Origin of the sequence: Streptomyces yatensis (genome assembly GCF_018069625.1) — a bacterium.
Taxonomy (GTDB): domain Bacteria; phylum Actinomycetota; class Actinomycetes; order Streptomycetales; family Streptomycetaceae; genus Streptomyces; species Streptomyces yatensis.
Genome location: NZ_CP072941.1, coordinates 3945361 through 3963384, shown reverse-complemented (window position 1 = coordinate 3963384; position 18024 = coordinate 3945361). Strand labels below are relative to the sequence as shown.

The 18024-nt window shown below is 72.5% G+C and carries 19 protein-coding genes; 12 read left to right on the top strand and 7 right to left on the bottom strand.

Translation table 11 applies throughout. The features are described from left to right. The first annotated feature begins 4 nt into the window (after nt 1-4). Nucleotides 5-517, top strand: a complete 513-nt coding sequence (locus tag J8403_RS16095; RefSeq protein ID WP_211123788.1) for a DivIVA domain-containing protein — start codon at nt 5-7, stop codon at nt 515-517. After that, nucleotides 514-1110 carry a DNA-3-methyladenine glycosylase I gene (locus J8403_RS16090; protein ID WP_211123787.1) on the top strand — a complete coding sequence of 199 codons (597 nt, stop codon included), beginning with the start codon at nt 514-516 and terminating at the stop codon, nt 1108-1110. The genes J8403_RS16095 and J8403_RS16090 overlap by 4 nt, the downstream gene beginning before the upstream one ends. 198 nt (nt 1111-1308) lie before the next feature. Here the strand turns inward: J8403_RS16090 and chcB are convergent, their stop codons facing one another. Next, complete coding sequence (gene chcB / locus J8403_RS16085) at nt 1309-2115, bottom strand: 2-cyclohexenylcarbonyl CoA isomerase (RefSeq protein ID WP_211123786.1); 807 nt, start codon at nt 2113-2115, stop codon at nt 1309-1311. A 359-nt stretch (nt 2116-2474) separates the two neighbouring features. Here chcB and J8403_RS16080 point away from each other — a divergent pair, with 359 nt between their 5' ends. Continuing rightward, complete coding sequence (locus J8403_RS16080; RefSeq protein WP_003966491.1) at nt 2475-2642, top strand: DUF3117 domain-containing protein; 168 nt, start codon at nt 2475-2477, stop codon at nt 2640-2642. A 131-nt stretch (nt 2643-2773) separates the two neighbouring features. On the opposite strand, the gene J8403_RS16075 is transcribed toward J8403_RS16080, so the two are convergent. Then, complete coding sequence (locus tag J8403_RS16075) at nt 2774-3439, bottom strand: O-methyltransferase (RefSeq protein ID WP_093464465.1); 666 nt, start codon at nt 3437-3439, stop codon at nt 2774-2776. 130 nt (nt 3440-3569) lie between these two features. On the opposite strand from J8403_RS16075, the gene sigE reads away from it, so the two are divergent. From sigE to J8403_RS16050, 5 genes are all read left to right on the top strand, one after another. Then, complete coding sequence (sigE, locus tag J8403_RS16070; protein ID WP_079059467.1) at nt 3570-4388, top strand: RNA polymerase sigma factor SigE; 819 nt, start codon at nt 3570-3572, stop codon at nt 4386-4388. Further along, nucleotides 4385-5308, top strand: a complete 924-nt coding sequence (locus tag J8403_RS16065; protein WP_211123785.1) for an anti-sigma factor family protein — start codon at nt 4385-4387, stop codon at nt 5306-5308. Before sigE ends, J8403_RS16065 begins: the two co-directional genes overlap by 4 nt. A 474-nt stretch (nt 5309-5782) precedes the next feature. Continuing rightward, nucleotides 5783-7537 (top strand): trypsin-like peptidase domain-containing protein, encoded by a 1755-nt coding sequence (locus J8403_RS16060; protein ID WP_211123784.1) that lies wholly within the window; start codon nt 5783-5785, stop codon nt 7535-7537. Between the two features lie 100 nt (nt 7538-7637). Further along, on the top strand, nt 7638-8108 hold the full coding sequence (locus tag J8403_RS16055) for a sec-independent translocase (RefSeq protein ID WP_059145246.1): 471 nt from the start codon (nt 7638-7640) through the stop codon (nt 8106-8108). 118 nt (nt 8109-8226) lie between these two features. Continuing rightward, nucleotides 8227-8886 carry a hypothetical protein gene (locus tag J8403_RS16050; protein WP_211123783.1) on the top strand — a complete coding sequence of 220 codons (660 nt, stop codon included), beginning with the start codon at nt 8227-8229 and terminating at the stop codon, nt 8884-8886. A gap of 146 nt (nt 8887-9032) precedes the next feature. On the opposite strand, the gene J8403_RS16045 is transcribed toward J8403_RS16050, so the two are convergent. The 3 genes from J8403_RS16045 to J8403_RS16035 are packed head-to-tail and all read right to left on the bottom strand — an operon-like array spanning nt 9033 to nt 12036. Continuing rightward, nucleotides 9033-10187 (bottom strand): Mrp/NBP35 family ATP-binding protein, encoded by a 1155-nt coding sequence (locus J8403_RS16045; protein WP_211123782.1) that lies wholly within the window; start codon nt 10185-10187, stop codon nt 9033-9035. Nucleotides 10188-10229: 42 nt separating this feature from the next. Continuing rightward, nucleotides 10230-10763: a DUF1003 domain-containing protein gene (locus tag J8403_RS16040; RefSeq protein ID WP_211123781.1), complete on the bottom strand. Its 534-nt coding sequence runs from the start codon at nt 10761-10763 to the stop codon at nt 10230-10232. Next, complete coding sequence (locus J8403_RS16035; RefSeq protein WP_211123780.1) at nt 10753-12036, bottom strand: magnesium transporter MgtE N-terminal domain-containing protein; 1284 nt, start codon at nt 12034-12036, stop codon at nt 10753-10755. The genes J8403_RS16040 and J8403_RS16035 overlap by 11 nt, the downstream gene beginning before the upstream one ends. A 187-nt stretch (nt 12037-12223) precedes the next feature. On the opposite strand from J8403_RS16035, the gene J8403_RS16030 reads away from it, so the two are divergent. Further along, a complete protein-coding gene (locus J8403_RS16030; RefSeq protein WP_211123779.1) occupies nt 12224-12973 on the top strand; it encodes a hypothetical protein in 750 nt (249 codons plus the stop codon). 185 nt (nt 12974-13158) lie between these two features. Here J8403_RS16030 and J8403_RS16025 read toward each other — a convergent pair whose 3' ends face one another. Continuing rightward, on the bottom strand, nt 13159-13704 hold the full coding sequence (locus J8403_RS16025; protein WP_211123778.1) for a hypothetical protein: 546 nt from the start codon (nt 13702-13704) through the stop codon (nt 13159-13161). An 85-nt stretch (nt 13705-13789) separates the two neighbouring features. On the opposite strand from J8403_RS16025, the gene J8403_RS16020 reads away from it, so the two are divergent. Beyond that, nucleotides 13790-14746, top strand: a complete 957-nt coding sequence (locus J8403_RS16020; RefSeq protein ID WP_246585858.1) for a DMT family transporter — start codon at nt 13790-13792, stop codon at nt 14744-14746. Nucleotides 14747-14858: 112 nt separating this feature from the next. Here J8403_RS16020 and J8403_RS16015 read toward each other — a convergent pair whose 3' ends face one another. Continuing rightward, complete coding sequence (locus tag J8403_RS16015; RefSeq protein WP_211123776.1) at nt 14859-15959, bottom strand: magnesium and cobalt transport protein CorA; 1101 nt, start codon at nt 15957-15959, stop codon at nt 14859-14861. A 448-nt stretch (nt 15960-16407) separates the two neighbouring features. On the opposite strand from J8403_RS16015, the gene J8403_RS16010 reads away from it, so the two are divergent. Both J8403_RS16010 and J8403_RS16005 read left to right on the top strand, forming a co-directional pair. Next, on the top strand, nt 16408-17013 hold the full coding sequence (locus J8403_RS16010; protein ID WP_211123775.1) for a suppressor of fused domain protein: 606 nt from the start codon (nt 16408-16410) through the stop codon (nt 17011-17013). Between the two features lie 199 nt (nt 17014-17212). Beyond that, nucleotides 17213-17854 (top strand): DUF6758 family protein, encoded by a 642-nt coding sequence (locus tag J8403_RS16005; RefSeq protein ID WP_211123774.1) that lies wholly within the window; start codon nt 17213-17215, stop codon nt 17852-17854. Nucleotides 17855-18024 lie beyond the last annotated feature (170 nt).

The following is an 18024-nucleotide window of genomic DNA, read 5'->3' as shown; positions in this document are numbered from 1 at the left end:
CACCGTGTTCTTGTTCTTGCTGATCGCGCTGGTCGTGGTGGTCGGCGGGGTCACGCTCGCCGTCGTCGGCGGCGGTGACGGACCGCTCACCGAGGCGCCCCCGGACCGGCTGGACGAGCCGCTGCCCGCCGACCGGCCGCTGGCGCGCGCCGATGTGGAGGCGCTGCGGCTCCCCATGACGCTGCGGGGCTACCGGATGGCGGATGTCGACGATGTGCTGGGCCGCCTCGGTGCCGAGCTCGCCGAGCGCGACGCCCGGATCGCCGAGCTGGAGGCAGCGCTCACGGGCCCGCATCCGAAGCCGTCGTCGCCCCCCGGGCCCGGCCCCGATCCCCTGTCGGCCCCGGAGAGCGACCACGGCTTCGGGCGGGGCGGCCGCGAGGGCCCCGGCCCCGAGTGGCCCGGCTTCGACGAGGACGGCTTCGACGAGGACGGCTTCGAGGGAAACCTCTTCGAGGGGCGCGGTTACGACGGGCGCGGCCTTGAGGGACACGGCTACGAAGGGCATGGCGCATGAGCGGGCAAGGTGTGGTTCCGGGGCCGGACGGGCTGTTGCGCTGTCCCTGGGGGCTGGAGGCCGAGACCATGGCCGACTACCGCGTCTACCACGACACGGAGTGGGGCCGCCCGGTCCACGGCGATGACGCGCTCTATGAGCGGATCTGTCTGGAGGCGTTCCAGTCCGGGCTGTCGTGGCTGACGATCCTGCGCCGCCGGGAGGGGTTCCGGGCCGCCTTCGCCGATTTCTCGATCGCGAAGGTCGCGGAGTTCACCGAGGCCGATGAGCAGCGGCTGATCGACGACCCGGGGATCATCCGCAACCGGGCCAAGATCGCCGCCACGATCTCCAACGCCCGCGCCGCGGCGGCCCTGGCACCCGGTGAGCTGGACGAGCTGATCTGGTCCCATGCCCCGGCCCCCGACGGCCGCCCCGTCCCGCGGACCGCCGCCGATGTCGCGGCGATCACCCCGGAGTCCACGGCCCTCAGCCGCGACCTCAAGAAGCGCGGCTTCCGCTTCGTCGGCCCCACCACGGCCTATGCCCTGATGCAGGCATGCGGCCTGGTCAACGACCATCTGGCCGACTGCCACAGCCGCGACACGGTCTGATCGCCCGGGCCGCGACACGGTCTGATCGCCCGGGCCGCGACACGGTCTGATCGCCCGGGCCGCGACACGGTCTGATCGCCCGGGCCGCGACGCGGCCCGATCGCCACAGCCGGGACGCGCTCCGAGCTCCGGCCGCGACACGCTCGGGTCCCCGGCCGACCGGGACGCGCTTGCGCCCCGGCGGCCGGGGCGAGCCGGTCAGCGGCCGGTGAACCTGGGCTTCTCCTTGTTCACGAACGCGTTCACCGCGATGGCGTGGTCCTCCGAGGCCCCCGCGCGGCGCTGCAGTTCGTCCTCCATGGCCAGCGACTCGGTGAGCGTGTGGCCCGCGGCGAAGGCCAGGGACTCCTTGAGCGCCGCGTAGGCCGCGGTGGGGCCCTCGGCCAGCCGCCGGGCGACCGCCGCCGCCTCGGCGGCCAGCTCGTCGGCCGGGACCACCCGGTGGGCGATGCCCAGGTCGAGCGCCTCCTGGGCGTCGATACCGCGCGGGAAGAGCAGCAGATCCGCCGCGCGGCCGTAGCCGATCAGCCGCTGGAGGGTCCAGGAGACCCCCGAGTCGGCGGTCAGCGCGACCCCGGCGAAGGAGGTGTTGAAGGAGGCGGTGTCGGCGATGATCCGGTAGTCGGCGGCGAAGGCGAAGCCCGCCCCGGCGCCCGCCGCGACACCGTTGACGGCGGCGACCACCGGCTTCGGCATCCCGGCGATCGCGGTGACGATCGGGTTGTAGTGCAGCGTGACCGTGCTCATGGTGGAGCCCTCGCCGCTGCCGTCACGGTCGGCGGCCAGCAGGCCGATGTGCTCCTTGAGGTCCTGGCCGACGCAGAAGGCCCGCTGCCCGGAGCCGGTGAGCAGCACCGCCCGCACCGCCGGGTCCTCCGCGGCCTGCAGCAGCGCGTCGCGCAGCGCCACCTTGGTGTCGATGTTCAGGGCGTTCATCGCGTCGGGACGATTGAGCGTGATCGTCGCGAGGCCCTCGGCGAGGTCGTAGAGCACGGTGTCGGCCATGGCGGTCCTCCGGCGGTGGGGCGGGGCGAGTTGGCGGGTGGCGCGGGCTGCGGCCGCACCGGCGGGCCCGGAAGGGACCCGTCGCGGCGGTCAGCGCACAGCATGCCGGAGATCATGACCGACCGACATGTGACCTGCGTCAAAGAACCGACCCTTCGTTCGGTGACGGCGGGCGTACGCTACCGCGACCCCCTCCCCGAATTGGGTGGTTTTGGGGGAGCGCCTCGTACAGGCGTTGCCGACCGATGTTGGTCATCGGGTCATGCCATGCGGGATAATGAGAGTGAAGCAACGTGTTCGATGCCGGTGACACCTGGGTTGTCGGCTGCGATGAGCTGGTTTCAGGAAGGGGAACGAGCATGGCGGCCATGAAGCCGCGGACGGGCGACGGCCCGCTCGAGGTGACCAAGGAGGGGCGGGGCATCGTCATGCGCGTTCCGCTCGAAGGCGGCGGTCGGCTCGTCGTCGAGCTGACACCGGACGAGGCCGACGCCCTCGGCGACGCCCTGAAGAAGGTCGTCGGCTGACGGCTTGCGGCCCACCATCACCCGCGCGCTGCCCCGGCGGCCGGTACGTCAGGTACCGACCGCCGGGGCAGCGCATGTAAGGGGTTCCGGGGGTTCCGCCACGAGGCGGGGGACCGGCCGGGCCGGCCGTTTCAGCCCCGCTTGACCGCGCAGAGCAGGCCGTCGCCGACCGGCAGCAGGGATGACTGCAGCACGGTGGACTCCCGTACGGTCCGCAGCAGCTCGCGCACCCGCAGCACCTCCGTGGGCTGGGCGGCGGAGTCCACGGTCCGGCCGTTGGTGAAGACCCCCTCGAAGCAGACCAGCCCGCCGGGCCGCAGCAGACGCAACGATTCGGCGAGGTAGTCCAGGCACTCCAGCCGGTCGCCGTCGCAGAAGACCAGGTCGTATCCGCCGTCGGCCAGCCGGGGCAGCACATCCAGGGCGCGGCCGGGGATGAAGCGCGCCCGGTTCCCGGTGAACCCGGCCTCGCGGAACGCCTGCCGGGCGAACTGCTGCATCTCCGGTTCGGTGTCCACGGTGGTCAGCACGCCGTCCGGGCGCATTCCGCGTAGCAGATGGATCCCCGAGACGCCCGTCCCGGTGCCGATCTCGGCGACGACCTTGGCATCGGCGGCGGCAGCGAGCAGCCGCAGCGCGGCGCCGGTGCCCGCCGACACCGAGCGCAGCCCTGCCTCCCGGGCCCGGTCACGGGCCCAGTGAAGGGCTTCGTCCTCGGCGACGAACGCGTCGGCGAACGCCCAGCTCGTCTGCCGGTTGCCGGTAATGTCCCTCTCCTGTCCCCGTAGTTGGCGCAACGGTGACTGTATCCGCTGCGCACGGGAACCCGCAGATGGGACCAGGCGTTGGAGAAGCCGGGGGGACCGTATGGATCACGACCAAATGCAGGTCAAAAATGCTTATCCGGAGCTAACGGGCGAGGTGGATATGGTAGGGGCTCTACTGGACACCACCAGAGCCGACAGGGGAGGTGCGGCTGCGGCCGGTGACCGGCGAGTGCTGAAGCGCTTTCGCAGGTCAGTGGGCGAGCCGAAATCCGTGACCAACACCGCTGACCGTTCTCGCCCCCGTAGCCCAAAGGGCACGGGAGGTGCGCCCCTCGCCGAGCCCGCCACCACCGCGACCTTCGCCACGGACGCGGACGCGCCGGCGTGGACGCCTCCTACCTGGGAGGAGATCGTCAGCACGCACAGCGCACGGGTCTACCGCCTCGCCTACCGGCTCACCGGTAACCAGCACGACGCCGAGGACCTCACCCAGGAGGTGTTCGTCCGCGTCTTCCGCTCGCTGTCGACGTACACCCCGGGCACGTTCGAGGGCTGGCTGCACCGCATCACCACCAATCTCTTCCTCGACATGGTCCGCCGTCGGCAGCGCATCCGCTTCGACGCCCTCGGCGAGGACGCGGCGGAGCGGCTCCCCAGCCGCGAGCCCTCTCCCCAGCAGCACTTCAACGACACCCACTTCGACGCCGATGTGCAGCAGGCGCTGGACACCCTCGCCCCGGAGTTCCGCGCCGCCGTGGTGCTCTGTGACATCGAGGGGCTGTCCTACGAGGAGATCGCCGCCACCCTGGGCGTCAAGCTGGGCACCGTGCGCAGCCGCATCCACCGCGGCCGCTCGCATCTGCGCAAGGCGCTGCAGCACCGTGCCCCCGCGGCGCGGACCGGTCAGCAGCATGAGGTCGCCGCGGTGGCGCCGCGTGTCACGGCCCCCCGGCTGAGCGGGGAGGTCGGAATCGCGTGACCCGATCAGGCGGTCCGTCCCCCGCCGAGCAGCATCTCGGCGACCGCCTTGCGGCTCTGGTCGACGGTGAGCTGGGGCATGACGCGCGTGAGCGCGTCCTCGCCCATCTCGCCACCTGCTGCAAGTGCAAGGCGGAAGCCGATGCTCAGCGTCGGCTGAAAAACGTGTTCGCCCAGACGGCGCCCCCGGCACCGTCCGAGGGCTTTCTGGCGCGTCTGCAGGGCCTGCCGGCCGCGGGCGACGACGGTATGGGCGGCTCCGCCTTCGGGGGCCCGAGCGTCTTCGGCCCGCGCGAGATGCGCGGCACCCCACGGGACGTGCGCGAGCTGCGCGACGTCCGGGAGCCGGAGGAGAGACGGGAGCGGGCGTTCGCCTTCGTGCCCGCGATGCCCCCGGGCACCGCGATCGCACCGGCGGCATCGGCCCGTGCCTCACGTCAGCGCGGCTTCAGGATCCATGAGGTCGAGCGCCTCGCCCCGCGCCGCAGGTTCGCCTTCGCGGCGGCCGGAGCGGTCTCGCTGGCGGCCTTCGCGCTCGGCGCCGCCCTTCCGCTGGACGCGGCCGTCGACCCCCCGGGAAGTTCGGCCGACGGCGCCGACACCGCGGTCGCCCCGGTCGAGGCCGACACCGCGGTGAGCACCGGCGTGCGGGAGCGGACCCGCCAGGAGGTGGGGCTGCTGGCCACCACGGGCACCCGGACGGGCACCCCGTCCCCGACGGCCACCCCGCATCCACCGGCCCTGCGCCAGCCCGTCGGGGCGGCGCTGAATCCGCTGATACAGCCGATTCTCTCGGTCACCGAGCTGCTGCGGACAGCGAGCTCCACGCCCCCGGCCCCCGCGCCGACCCAGCTGGAGGTCCCGTCCCGGCCCACCTCGGGTGGCTCGCCGTATCTCGGGGTCAGCGCGCCCCCGAAGTAGTGCGACGGCGGTGACGGTGCGATGTCGCCGGCCGCCCGTCCCTTTGCCGATCATGACAAGGTCTTTTCGTCCGCCCTGCGCGAGCGCCGACGGACCTGATTGAATCGGCTCCGGGCAGCGCGGCTTGGGCGGGTGAGCCTAGGGGCGCGGTGCCCTGGTCCCGGGTGCTTGGCCTTACCGGCCGGGGGGCATTCCCACGGTGGCTGGGGTAAGCCGAAGGGCGCCGTATTGTTTCCGGGTGCTTGGGCTGACCGGCCGGGGGCACCTCCCAGCGGTAGCTGGGGGCGAGCCGAAGGGGCGCGTCGCTGTCGAAAGGGAGACGCGCACAGGGAGCGAGGGCTGCGATCGATATGCGGCTGCCGCCGCGTGGGCGACCGAGCACGGTCGACCGTCGACAGGGGGCACCTCCCAGCGGTAGCTGGGGGAGGCTATTGCGCCCCGGAGGCCAACCGAGCCCTCAAAAAAGGGGAGATCATGGACGAGCCGAAGGCCCCCAAGCCGAAGTGGTGGAGCCGCCCGGTCGCCGCACGACCCGGCGACCGGTCGGGCGATGCGGCCCAGGGAGCCGAGGAGCGTACGGAGGCTGCCGCCGCGCAGGCGCCTCCGGAGCCGGTGGACGCGCCCGTGGAGGGCCGCACGCCCGAGGAGGCGGCGCCCCGGCCGTTGCACGAGCCCGACCCGTACAGCACCCCGCCCTACGGCGGCCCCGGGCCATGGGCCCCGGCCCCGCCCGTCCAGCACCCGGTGGCGACCCCCGCGCAGGGCACGCATGTCCCGCCCGGGATGGCTCAGACACCGCCTCCGGCCCCCGGCATGGCCCAGACCCCGCCCCACGCCTCCGGAATGGCCCAGACGCCGCCTCAGGCCCCCGGGATGACCCCGCCCCACGGCACCACCCTGCCGCCCGCCGCGGGCCCCGTACCGGCGCAGAGCGCGCCCGTACCCATGCCGTCGCACCCCGGGATGACCCCGCCGCACGGCACACAGCTGCCCGCGGGCCCCGGAGAGCCCCACCGGCCTGCCGCCACGATGGCGCAGCCCGCCCCGACCGCCCAGTGGCGCGGCTACGACCCCTGGACCGTGGTCCCGCCCGCCGCCCCCAAGACGCGGAAGACGGTCTCCCGCCGTGGCGCCTGGATCGCCGTGCTGCTGATCGCCCTGGTCGCGGGCTGTATCGGCGGCGGCATCGGCGCGTACGCGGAGCGGGACAACGCCTCCGGGGGCGTCGATGTGAAGCTGCCGCAGGCCCCGGTCGAGAAGGAGGCCAGGGCCCCGGGCAGCGTCGCCGGGATCGCCGCCGCCTCGCTGCCCGGCGTGGTGACGATCCATGTGCGCGGCAGCTCGGAGGAGGGCACCGGCACCGGCTTCGTCCTCGACAAGCAGGGCCATATCCTCACCAACAACCATGTCGTCCAGCCCGCCGGCGCGGACGGCGACATATCGGTGACGTTCAACAGCGGCCAGGACGCCAAGGCCGAGATCATCGGCCGCGACGCCGGCTATGACCTGGCGGTCGTCAAGGTCGACCGCGTCTCCGGGCTCACCCCGCTGCCGCTGGGCAACTCCGACTCGGTGCGCGTCGGCGACCCCGTCGTGGCCATCGGCGCCCCCTTCGACCTGGCGGGCACCGTCACCTCGGGGATCATCAGCGCCAAGGAGCGGCCGATCACCGCGGGCGGCGAGAAGGAGGACGGCAGCGACGTCAGCTATGTCGACGCGCTGCAGACCGACGCCCCGATCAACCCGGGCAACTCCGGCGGTCCCCTGGTCGACCGGAAGGGCCGGGTCATCGGGATCAACAGCGCGATCCGGGCGGCCGATGACGGCTCGGGCCTCGGCGGCGGCCAGGGCGGCAGCATCGGCCTGGGCTTCGCCATCCCGATCAACCAGGGCAAGCGGGTCGCCGAGGAGCTGATCAACACCGGGAAGGCCACCCATCCGGTGATCGGCGTGACCCTCGACATGGGCTACACGGGCGACGGTGCGCGGGTGAACACCAAGGGCGCGGGCAGCGGCCCGCCGGTCACCTCCGGCGGCCCCGGCGACAAGGCGGGGATCAAGGCCGGTGACGTGATCACGGAGGTGGACGGCGTCCCGGTGCACAGCGGACAGGAGCTGATCGTGAAGATCCGCAGCCACCGCCCCGGTGACCGGCTCGCGCTCACCGTCGAGCGCGCCGGTAAGAAGCGCACCGCGGAGCTGACCCTGGGTTCGGCGAGCAGCGGCTGACGCGCGATGTTGGCCCGGCCGTCTCCCGCGCCGACCCCGCCGCCAGGTACGGTGTTGAGTGGCCCAGGCCGGGGCCCCAGACGTCTTGAGGAGCTGCAAGGTGTTGGACATAGGACCTCTCGAGCTTGTCGCGCTCGTTGTCCTTGCGGTGCTCGTCTTCGGCCCGGACAAGCTCCCGAAGGTGATTCGGGACGTCTCGCAGTTCATCCGGAAGATCCGGGAGTTCTCCGACAGCGCCAAGGAGGACATCCGCTCCGAGCTGGGGCCGGAGTTCAAGGACTTCGAGTTCGAGGACCTCAACCCCAAGACCTTCGTGCGCAAGCATGTGCTGGACTCCGATGAGCTCGGCCTGAAGGAGATCCGTAACGGCTTCGACCTCCGTAAGGAGATGGCGGAGGTCGCCGACGCGGTGCACGGCCGGGAGAGTGATCCGCCGCAGGGCTCTTCAGGGGCTTCCGGCACCACCCCGCCGTCCCTGTCCAAGGGCGACTCCAGCACGCCTGACCTGCTGCGCAAGCGCGAGGAGCCGAGCCGCGAGGAGCGTCCGCCTTTCGACTCCGACGCCACTTGATCCCCCCGTATGCCCGGCCTGGTTGACCCGTATGGCTATCCTCCCTTTGTCCGGGGTGAGGGTCGCCCGAGGGGGGCGGGCCGCCCACAACGCAGGGCAACGAGGAGGCCGCGCGCACATGGAGACCACGGGTCGGCTAGGGGAACGAGGGGTGGCAGCGGCTGCGCAGGGGTTGCCCGCCGAGGCCCGGCGGAGCGTCGACGGCTATCTGATGGCCGGCTTTCCCTGGTACGGGCTTGACGAGGCGTTCACCGGCCCCCGCTGGCTGATGCAGGTGGGCGCGGCGGCCGACGGCATCGTCGAGTACGGCTCGACCGGCCATGGCGAGGAGCCGTCGCTGCGCGTCGAGACCGATATGGACCAGCAGCGCTTCACGGTGGTCGTCACCGTCGCCAGCCGCCCGGGGCGGGACAGCGCCGACGGCACCGGCAAACTGGAGGCCACCTCGGTCTCCTCCGCCGCCTGGCTGGCCGGCTCCGGTCTGTTGTCGTGCACCTGGCCGACGCGGATGGAGCGGGCGCTGCGCCAGGACTGGCTGGACCAGCAGACCGCGATCGCCTGGGAGCTGGCGGACGATCTGGAGGGCGAGAGCTGGTCGCAGCTGTCGCTCCCGGTGGACGGGGTGCCGACCGACTTCCACTACCGCGAGTCGGAGTACGGCTGGGTGCTGGCCGGAACGGCGGGCGAGGACGTGCACATCGGCGCGTACGGGCGCGGGATGAGCGCTTACGGCCTGGGGTTCGCGGTGGTCAAGGACATCACCCGCTACGACGCGTAAGGCGGGCGCCAAAGGCTCAGGGGCGGCTTCCCGAGGAAGCCGCCCCTGAGCCGTAGGGCCGTGGCCGAGCGCGCACCCGGAGCTTGAAGCTCAGAGCTTGGCGCTCAGGCCCTGGCGCCCAGACCTTGGCGCTCAGGCCCTGGCGCTCAGAACTTGTTGCGCGGGGTGACGCCCAGCGACATGCCCGCGAGGCCGCGCTGCCGTCCGCCGATCTTGCCCGCGATCGCCTTGAGCGCGCTGCCCGCCGGGGAGTCGGGGTCGGTCAGCACGACCGGCTTCCCCTCGTCGCCGCCCTCGCGCAGCCGTACGTCGATCGGGATGGAGCCCAGCACGGGCACCGTCGTGCCGGTGGTCCGGCTGAGCCCGTCGGCGACCACCTGGCCACCACCGGTGCCGAAGACGTCGACCATCTCGTCGCAGTGCGGGCAGGGCAGCCCGGACATGTTCTCCACGACGCCGACGATCTTCTGATGGGTCTGGACGGCGATCGCACCGGCCCGCTCGGCGACCTCGGCGGCGGCCTGCTGCGGCGTGGTCACCACCAGGATCTCGGCGTTGGGCACCAGCTGGGCCACGGAGATCGCGATGTCGCCGGTGCCCGGGGGGAGGTCGAGGAGCAGCACATCGAGGTCGCCCCAGTAGACATCGGCCAGGAACTGCTGGAGCGCGCGGTGCAGCATCGGGCCGCGCCAGACCACCGGGGAGTTTCCGGGAGTGAACATCCCGATCGAGATCACCTTCACGCCGTTCGCCGACGGCGGCATGATCATGTTCTCGACCTGGGTGGGCCGTCCGTCGGCGCCCAGCATGCGGGGCACCGAGTGGCCGTAGATGTCGGCGTCCACCACGCCGACCTTGAGCCCGTCGGCGGCCAGCGCGGCGGCCAGGTTGACCGTCACCGACGACTTGCCGACGCCGCCCTTGCCGGACGCCACCGCGTAGACCCGGGTCAGCGAGCCGGGCTTGGCGAAGGGGACCTCGCGCTCGGCCTGGCCGCCGCGCAGCGAGGTGGCCAGCTCACGGCGCTGCTCGTCGCTCATCACATCGAGTTCGACCGTGACTCCGGTCACGCCCTCGACCTCGGCGACCGCGGTCCGCACGCTGTTGGTGATCGTGTCCCGCATCGGACAGCCGGAGACTGTGAGGTAGACCACCACGGCGACCGAGCCATCCGCCGCGATCTCGACGGATTTGACCATGCCGAGGTCGGTGATCGGCTTGTGGATCTCCGGGTCGTTGACCGTCGCGAGCGCGGCGCGTACCGCGTCTTCGCTCGGCGCTGGGAGGGTGTCGGTAGCCATACGGAGATGGTACGGCGCCGCGGGCGGGACGCGGGATGGCCGTCAGCGGTCGCGTTCCTCACTCGGCCGTGGGCGTTCGCCGTGGACACCGGGCCGTGGGGCGCTCCGTCCGCCGTCCGGCTCCCGGCGCAGGTCCTCCAGCTGGTCGCGGAGCCAGTCGCGGGTGGCGACCTCGCCCAGGCCCGTCCGCAGCGCCGCGATCTCCCGGGTGAGGAACTCGGTGTCGGCGATCGACCTCTCGTTCTGCTTGCGGTCCTGTTCGAGGTTGACGCGGTCGCGGTCGGCCTGGCGGTACTGGGCCAGCAGGATGAGCGGGGCGGAGTACGACGCCTGGAGCGAGAGCATCAGCGTCAGGAAGATGAACGGGAACGGGTCGAACCGCAGCCGCGGCGGCGCCAGGATGTTCCAGGCCAGCCATGTCGCGACGAAGGCGGTCATCCAGGCGATGAACCGCCCGGTGCCCAGGAAGCGCGCGATCCGCTCCGACGCCCTGCCGAACGCCTCGGGGTCCCAGCGCGGCAGCGGGCTGCGGCGCCGCGCCTTGGGCCGGTCCAGCCGGATGCCCTCACCGTCCATCGGCGGCCTCCGGCAGCGCCATCCCGGCGTACAGCTCGCGCTCCCGCCAGTCGGACGGCAGCAGATGGTCCAGCACGTCGTCGACCGTCACGGCGCCGAGCAGGGAGCCGGTCTCGTCCACGACGGGCGCCGCGAGCAGGTTGTAGGTGGCCAGATGGCCGGCGACGACGGGCAGCGGGGTGTCCGGCGGCAGCGTCGGCAGATCGGTGTCGACGGACGCCCCGACGAGGGTGAACGGCGGGTCGCGCAGCAGCCGTTGGAAGTGGATGGTGCCCAGATAGCGGCCGGTGGGCGTCTGGTCGGGCGGGCGGCACACATAGACCTGGGCGGCGAGCGCGGGCGTCAGGTCCTGGTCGCGCACCCGGGCGAGCGCGTCCGCGATGGTGGCGTCCGGGCGCAGCACGATCGGCTCGGTCGTCATCAGACCGCCCGCCGACCCCTCCTCGTACGACATCAGCCGCCGCATGTCGGCCGCGTCGCGCGGGCGCATCAGGTCCAGCAGCCGCTCCTTGTCGGGCTCGGGGAGCTCGGAGAGCAGATCGGCCGCGTCATCGGGGTCCATGGCCTCCAGGACGTCGGCCGCGCGCTCCTCCTTGAGCTTGCCGAGGATCTCCACCTGGTCGTCGTCGGGCAGCTCCTCCAGGACGTCGGCGAGCCGCTCGTCGTCCAGGGCCGCCGCCACCTCGCCCCGGCGCTTGGCGGACAGGTGGTGCAGCACATTGGCCAGGTCGGCGGGGCGCAGCTGCTCGAAGGTGGCCAGCAGGTTCTCCGCGCCCTGGCCCTGCTCCTCCAGTGAGAAGCCGGTGACCGCGGACCAGTCCACGGTCAGCGCCTCGCCGCGGCGGCGCAGGGCGCCGGTCTTGCCGCGGCGTACGAAGACCTTGTCGATCTCCCACTCCCGGCGCGCGGGCAGCTGGGTCATCGCCACGTCGAGGACCGTCACCGGCTCGCCGGTCTCGACCAGGTGCACCGTGCGGTCGAGCAGTTCGCCGAGGACCAGGGTTTCGGTGGGGCGCTGTTCGAAGCGGCGCATGTTGAGCACACCGGTGGTGATGACCTGGCCGGACTCCACACCGGTCACCCGCGTCATGGGCAGGAAGATCCGGCGGCGGCCGACCACCTCGACCACCAGGCCGAGCACCCGCGGCGGGCGGCCGGCCAGCCGCAGCATCGCCACGACATCGCGCACCCGCCCCACTTGGTCGCCGTTCGGGTCAAAGACGGCGACGCCCGCGAGATGCGAGACGAAGACCCGGGGGGCGCCTGCCGGCATGCCCTGCCTCCCCTCGTATATGGGGCTTTGTGGTCATTCAAGGTAATGATCCGCTCTTCACCGGGTTCAGGCTAGCGTGCCCGCACCTGCCCTGCCGCCGGGCGAGGGCAGTGCGGCACCCTGCGGACACCGCGGGACGGCACCGGTACGCTGCCCTACTGCACCGGCATCAGGAGGCAGAGCGGACGTGCGCACCCGGAACAGGGCTGTCGTTGCGGCGATGTGCGCGGGGTTGGCCGCCACGCTCGCCGCGTGTGGCGGCGGCGGTGGGGAACAGGACCCCGACGCGGGGACGAACGGCGTGGGAAAGCTCCCCGCCACGAAGATCGAGAGCAAGGTCCGTCAGGCGGTCGCCGGCGCCAGTTCGGTGCGGCTCTCCGGCACACTCGTCACCCAGGGAGCCACCTACAAGCTGAACATGCGGCTCAAGGCCGACGGCGGCACCGGCCAGGTCTCCACCAAGGGCTCCAGCTTCGAGCTGCTGCGCGTCGGCAAGGAGCTCTACCTCAAGGCCGGCGCGGGCTTCTGGTCCCACGACGGCGGGGACGAGGGACACAGCGGCGCGGCCGACGCGGCCGGGAAGCTGGACGACAAGTATGTGAAGGTCCCCTCCGGCGACCCCTCCTACCAGCGGCTCAGCGGTTTCACCGATATGAAGCTGCTGCTGGACGGGCTGCTCGGGCTGCACGGCAAGGTCGCCACCGGCGACCACGGGCAGGTGGACGGCGTACGGACGATCCGCATCAGCGCGGGCAAGGCCGGTGAGGGCGGATCGCTCGATGTCTCCCTGGAGGGCCGGCCCTATCCGCTGCGGCTGCAGCGGGCGGGCGGCGCGGGCGTGATCCAGCTCGCGGACTGGAACAAGGGCTTCGAGCTCGCCGCCCCGGAGAAGGGCCATGTGCTCGACTACGGGCAGCAGATCCCGGAGGCGCCGTAGTCGGGCCCGCGGGCGCCGTAGCCGCGAGCACGACCGTAAGGGCGGCGAGGGCGCGCCCTTGAAACCGGGGCGCGTCCTTGAAGCCGGGGCGCGTCCTTACGGCGGGCGTCAGGGCTGGACCGCGGCCTTACCGGGCGCCGGAGCCAGGACGCGGCCTCACCCGGCGTCAGAAGCCACGTCAGAAGCTACGACGCGTCCTTACGGGCGCCACGGCCGCGCTTCTTACGGCGGGCGAGGAGCTTTGGGAGCGCCGCCGGGATCGGCCGGCGGGTGGTCGCCGGGGACGGCAGCGGGGTCGCCGCCAGGGAGCCGGTGGGGTGTTCGGCGAGTGCTCCGGGCGCGGGCTCCAGCCGCAGCACCCGGCATTCGCGCGCCCAGCGCTCCGCGATGTGGTCGGCGTCCGGCGCGTTCAGCCGCTTGCCCTTGAGCTCGTCGACCGCCGAGGTCCACGCCTCGCCGCCGGGGGCCAGCTCGACCACCCGCGCGGGCCAGCTGACCAGGCGCCCGCCCTTGTCCTTGCTGCGCACGGTCACCGTGGCGGTTCCGCCGTCGGCCAGCCCGAGGCCCTGGAGGGGCTGTTCCAAGGGCCCGTCCCCGACGAGGCAGGCCGCGCCCTCGTGCCAGATGTGCCACAGGGCGCGCGGGGCGCCCTCGGTGCCCTGGACCCAGATGAGGGCGGACTTCTTGGCCGCCTCCTCGACAAGGGCACGGTCCATCGGCGTCTGCGTCATGCCGACAGCCTAGGCCAGTCGGGCACCCGTCCCAGCCTGTGAAATGTCAGTTCCGTCGCCTGCTCATGCGCCTTACGCTGGCGCCGTGCCCACCGCCCGCGCCGCGCGCACCCCAGCCCCCGCCACCACCCCCGCCGCACCCGGTGAGGGCGGCCGTCCCGGTGGTGGCGTTCCCCTCGACATCGCGCTCCTTACGGTCGCCATCGCCGGTGTCTCGCTCTCCGCGCCGCTGGCCGCCGCGACGGTGGCGCCCGCGCTCGCCATCGCCTTCTGGCGCAACGCCATGGCGGTGGGCGCGCTCACCCCGTTCGCGCTGTGGCGCCACCGGGGCGAGCTGCGCGGGATGGGCCGCCGGGCGGCACTGCTGTCGGTCGGGGCGGGGGCGCTGCTCGCGGTGCACTTCGGGGCCTGGCTGCCGAGCCTGCACATGACCTCCGTGGCCTCATCGACCGCGCTGGTGACCACGACCCCCATCTGGACGGCGCTGCTGCTGCGGCTGCGCGGCCACCGCCTCCCCACGCCCGCCTGGCTGGGCATGGGACTCGCGATCCTCGGTGTGGTGATCCTCACCGGGGTCGATCTGTCCGCTTCCCCGCGCGCCCTGCTGGGTGACGCGCTCGCGCTGCTGGGCGGGGTGGCGGCGGCCGGGTACGTGCTGCTCGGGGCGGAGGTGCGGCGTTCGGTGAGCACCACCGCGTACGCCTACGTCTGCTACGCCACCACCAGCGTGCTCCTGCTGCTCACCTGCCTGGTGGCGGGCGCGCGGCTCGGCGGCTACAGCGGCACCACCTGGCTGCAGCTGGCCCTGCTGACGGTCACCGCGCAGCTGCTGGGGCACACCCTCATCAACCGGGTGGTCAAGGGACTCGGCCCCTCCATCACCTCGACCGCGATCCTGCTGGAGACGCCGGGGGCGGCCCTGATCGCGGCCCTGTGGCTGGGCCAGATGCCGCCCGTGGCCGCCTATCCGGCGCTCGCGGTGATCCTCGGCGGGCTCGCGCTGGTCATCATGGCGGACGGCAGGAAGCCCCGCCCAAGCTGATGAAGGCCCCCTCGGACGGGCCCGGCCGCTAAGAGCCCGTCCGACAGGAGCCCAGCCGCTGAGGGCCCGGCCGATGAGGGCCCGTCCGCTCGGCTCGGGGAGCGGGCCGGCTCTACAGCCAGCCGTTGCGCTTGAAGCCGCGGTGGATCGCGAAGCAGATGCCCACGGTGACGACGAGCACGGTCGGGTAGCCGAACTTCCAGCGCAGCTCCGGCATGTAGTCGAAGTTCATGCCGTAGATCCCCGCGATCATCGTCGGCACGGCGAAGATCGCCGCCCAGGACGTGATCTTCCGCATGTCCTCGTTCTGCGCGACCGTGGCCTGCGCCAGATTGGCCTGGAGGATCGAGTTCAGCAGGTCGTCGAAGGCCAGCACCTGCTCGTTGACCCGCGCCAGATGGTCCGCGACATCCCGGAAGTAGGTCTGGATGTCCGGGTCCACCAGCCGCATCGGCCGCTCGCTCAGCAGCTGCATCGGCCGCAGCAGCGGCGAGACGGCCCGCTTGAACTCCAGCACCTCGCGCTTGAGCTGGTAGATCCGGCCCGCGTCGCCGCCCCGCCGGGAGGTCGCGGCCGAGAAGACATCGATCTCGACCTCGTCGATGTCGTCCTGGACCGCGTCGGCGACCGCGAGATAGCCGTCGACGACCTGGTCGGCGATGGCGTGCAGCACCGCCGAGGGACCCTTGGCGAGCAGCTCGGGGTCCTGCTGGAGCCGGTGGCGCAGGGCGCGCAGCGAGCCCTGGCCGCCGTGCCGCACGGTCACGATGAAGTTCCGGCCGGTGAAACACATCACCTCACCGGTCTCCACCACCTCGCTGGTCGAGGTGAGTTCGGCGTGCTCGACGTAGTGGATGGTCTTGAAGACGGTGAAGAGGGTGTCGTCGTACCGCTCCAGCTTGGGCCGCTGATGGGCCTGCACGGCGTCCTCGACCGCCAGCGGGTGCAGCCCGAACTCCTGGGCGATCCCCGCGAACTCGCGCTCGGTCGGCTCGTGCAGCCCGATCCAGGCGAACCCGCCCTCCTCGCGGACCCGCTCCATGGCCTGCGCCGGGCTCACGTGGTCGCTGACCCGCTTGCCGTCGCGGTAGACCCCGCAGTCGACCACGGCGCTGGTGACCGACGGGTCACGCGTCGCGTCGTAGTCGCTGGAGGTACGGCCCCGGCGCAGGGCGGGACGGACGGCTGCACGCAGGTCACGGATCATCGACATGACGGGCTCCTTCACGGGCCGGCCGTCAGCGGCGGGCGCGCGGCGCAGCGCTGCGCCCGGAAGGTGGACGTACGACACCCGGTGCCCGTACGTCCGCAAAGCGGGCGGCGCTCCGTGCGATGGCGCTGACGGAAGTTCGCGGAACTGAACAAAGCGGTACGAAGGCGCTCTACCGTCAGCTGCCCTGGATGCGAGGTGACTTCGCGTGTTTCACCGCCGGGGGGCGGGGTACGGAAGGCTTCAGATCATGGAGTCGCATACCAAGGGGAAACGACGGGAGAACTGTCGGTACTGCACGGTCGACTAGGATCCACCGCAGCCCCACCTCCTCCGGCCGGTCCCCCGTGAGGGACGACGTGTAACTCCCTGGGCAGGGATTAAGGCTATCAGTCGGCAGAACCGTTACGTCGCCGCTTTGCCCGTTCGATACGCGATCTATGCTCACCGCATGTCAGACGTTCTTCAGCTGGTCGAGGCCCGGTTGATCACCGCGCTGGGCGAGCCGGACGCCCGCGCCGCCATCACTTTCGTCGGTACGGACCGCATTGACGTGCTGCGATTCCGGGACGAGAGCGATGTGATCCGTTACGCCACTCTCGGTATGTCGGACCATCCGATGACCAGCCCGACCGCCGCCGTCGCCGACCCGCTGCGCGGGCCGCGCGCCGAGCTGGTGCTGACCGTACGGGCCGGCGGCCGCGGCCCCGACCTGGCCGTTCTCGACGAGGTGCTCCGCCCGCTCGCCGTGCTGGCCGCCTCCCCCCAGGTCGAGGGGGTCGTGGTGGCCCCTGGCGCGTCGCTGGAGCTCGGCGGGCCGCTGTGGCCCGGGGCGTCCTTCAGCTCCGTCCTGGTCGCCGAACCGGGCGGCCTGGTCGAGGACTTGGAGTTGCTGGAGCCGATGGAGCCGGTGCGCTTCCTGCCGATGCTGCCGATGACCGCGAACGAGGCGGCGTGGAAGCGGGTGCACGGCGCCGGCGCCCTCCAGGACCGCTGGCTGCGGCACGGTACGGATCTGCGCGACCCGGTGCGATCCGGGGTGCCGCTGACGGGCTGAGGCCCGTAAGGACGTCCCTCGCCGGGCCGCCGCTGGGCCGCCGGAGTCCTGAGAACGTCGGCGGCGACGGCCCATCCCTCCCGGGCCGGGCGCCGGACGGGGACTCCCGCCGGACCGGACGGGAACTCCTGAGGGAAGTGACCTCCGGACGGGTGATCGTCCTTGACGCGACGACGACCGGGGAGGACCGTGGGGGCCTATGAGGGGCGAACCCAGTTGCCCGAAATGCGGTGGCCGGGTGCGAGCACCCGGTCTCTTCGCCGACTCCTGGCAGTGCGGAGTGCACGGCACGGTGCACCCTCTCCAGCCGGTCGTTCCGCCGAGCGTCGAAGCGCTCGTGGTGGTCACCAATCGCGCCCGGGTGCCCGTATGGATGCCGTGGCCGCTGCCCGTGGGCTGGCTGTTCACCGGTGTGGCCTGCGCCGGGGACGACCGTAGCGGCGGCCGCGCCACCGCCGTGGCCTGCTCCGGCCCGGGACCGCTGGGCGGCCCGGGGGAGCTGCTGCTGATCGCCGAGGAGCTGGGCGTCGGGCTCGGCGCGCGTTTCGCGGGCATCCCGGGGCCCGATCCGGGGCCGGGGATGCGGGTCGACAAGCCGCCGCACGTCAAGGTGCTGGCCGCCGGGCGGCCCACCCCGCTGTGGCATGTCGAGGGCACCCCGGACGACCGCGCCGTCTTCGCGGGCGAGGCGTGCGGGCTGTGGCTGTGGGCGGTCGTCTGGCCCGAGCAGACCGGGCTGCTGATGTACGACGAGATGGTGCTCACCGATCTGCGGGACGCGGGGGCCGAGGTCGATCTGGTGCCGTGCGGGGCGCTCTCGCCGAGGCTGCTCTCGCCCTGATCCGCCTCACCTGATCCGTTCCCCCCTGATCCGCCCCGCCGTCGGAGCCGCACGCCGGGAGCCGCGCCGTCGGAGCCGCACGGCGGGAGCCGCGCCGTCGGAGCCGCACGCCGGGAGCCGCGCCGTCGGAGCCGCGCCGTCGGAGCCGCGCGGCGGGAGCCGCGCCGTCA

Bases quoted from the DNA above. Each gene is read 5' to 3' on its own strand.
- J8403_RS16090 (WP_211123787.1), top strand. From the start codon at position 514: ATGAGCGGGCAAGGTGTGGTTCCGGGGCCGGACGGGCTGTTGCGCTGT.
- chcB (WP_211123786.1), bottom strand. From the start codon at position 2,115: ATGGCCGACACCGTGCTCTACGACCTCGCCGAGGGCCTCGCGACGATC.
- J8403_RS16080 (WP_003966491.1), top strand. From the start codon at position 2,475: ATGGCGGCCATGAAGCCGCGGACGGGCGACGGCCCGCTCGAGGTGACC.
- sigE (WP_079059467.1), top strand. From the start codon at position 3,570: ATGGTAGGGGCTCTACTGGACACCACCAGAGCCGACAGGGGAGGTGCG.
- J8403_RS16060 (WP_211123784.1), top strand. From the start codon at position 5,783: ATGGACGAGCCGAAGGCCCCCAAGCCGAAGTGGTGGAGCCGCCCGGTC.
- J8403_RS16050 (WP_211123783.1), top strand. From the start codon at position 8,227: ATGGAGACCACGGGTCGGCTAGGGGAACGAGGGGTGGCAGCGGCTGCG.
- J8403_RS16045 (WP_211123782.1), bottom strand. From the start codon at position 10,187: ATGGCTACCGACACCCTCCCAGCGCCGAGCGAAGACGCGGTACGCGCC.
- J8403_RS16040 (WP_211123781.1), bottom strand. From the start codon at position 10,763: ATGGACGGTGAGGGCATCCGGCTGGACCGGCCCAAGGCGCGGCGCCGC.
- J8403_RS16035 (WP_211123780.1), bottom strand. From the start codon at position 12,036: ATGCCGGCAGGCGCCCCCCGGGTCTTCGTCTCGCATCTCGCGGGCGTC.
- J8403_RS16025 (WP_211123778.1), bottom strand. From the start codon at position 13,704: ATGACGCAGACGCCGATGGACCGTGCCCTTGTCGAGGAGGCGGCCAAG.
- J8403_RS16015 (WP_211123776.1), bottom strand. From the start codon at position 15,959: ATGTCGATGATCCGTGACCTGCGTGCAGCCGTCCGTCCCGCCCTGCGC.
- J8403_RS16010 (WP_211123775.1), top strand. From the start codon at position 16,408: ATGTCAGACGTTCTTCAGCTGGTCGAGGCCCGGTTGATCACCGCGCTG.
- J8403_RS16005 (WP_211123774.1), top strand. From the start codon at position 17,213: ATGAGGGGCGAACCCAGTTGCCCGAAATGCGGTGGCCGGGTGCGAGCA.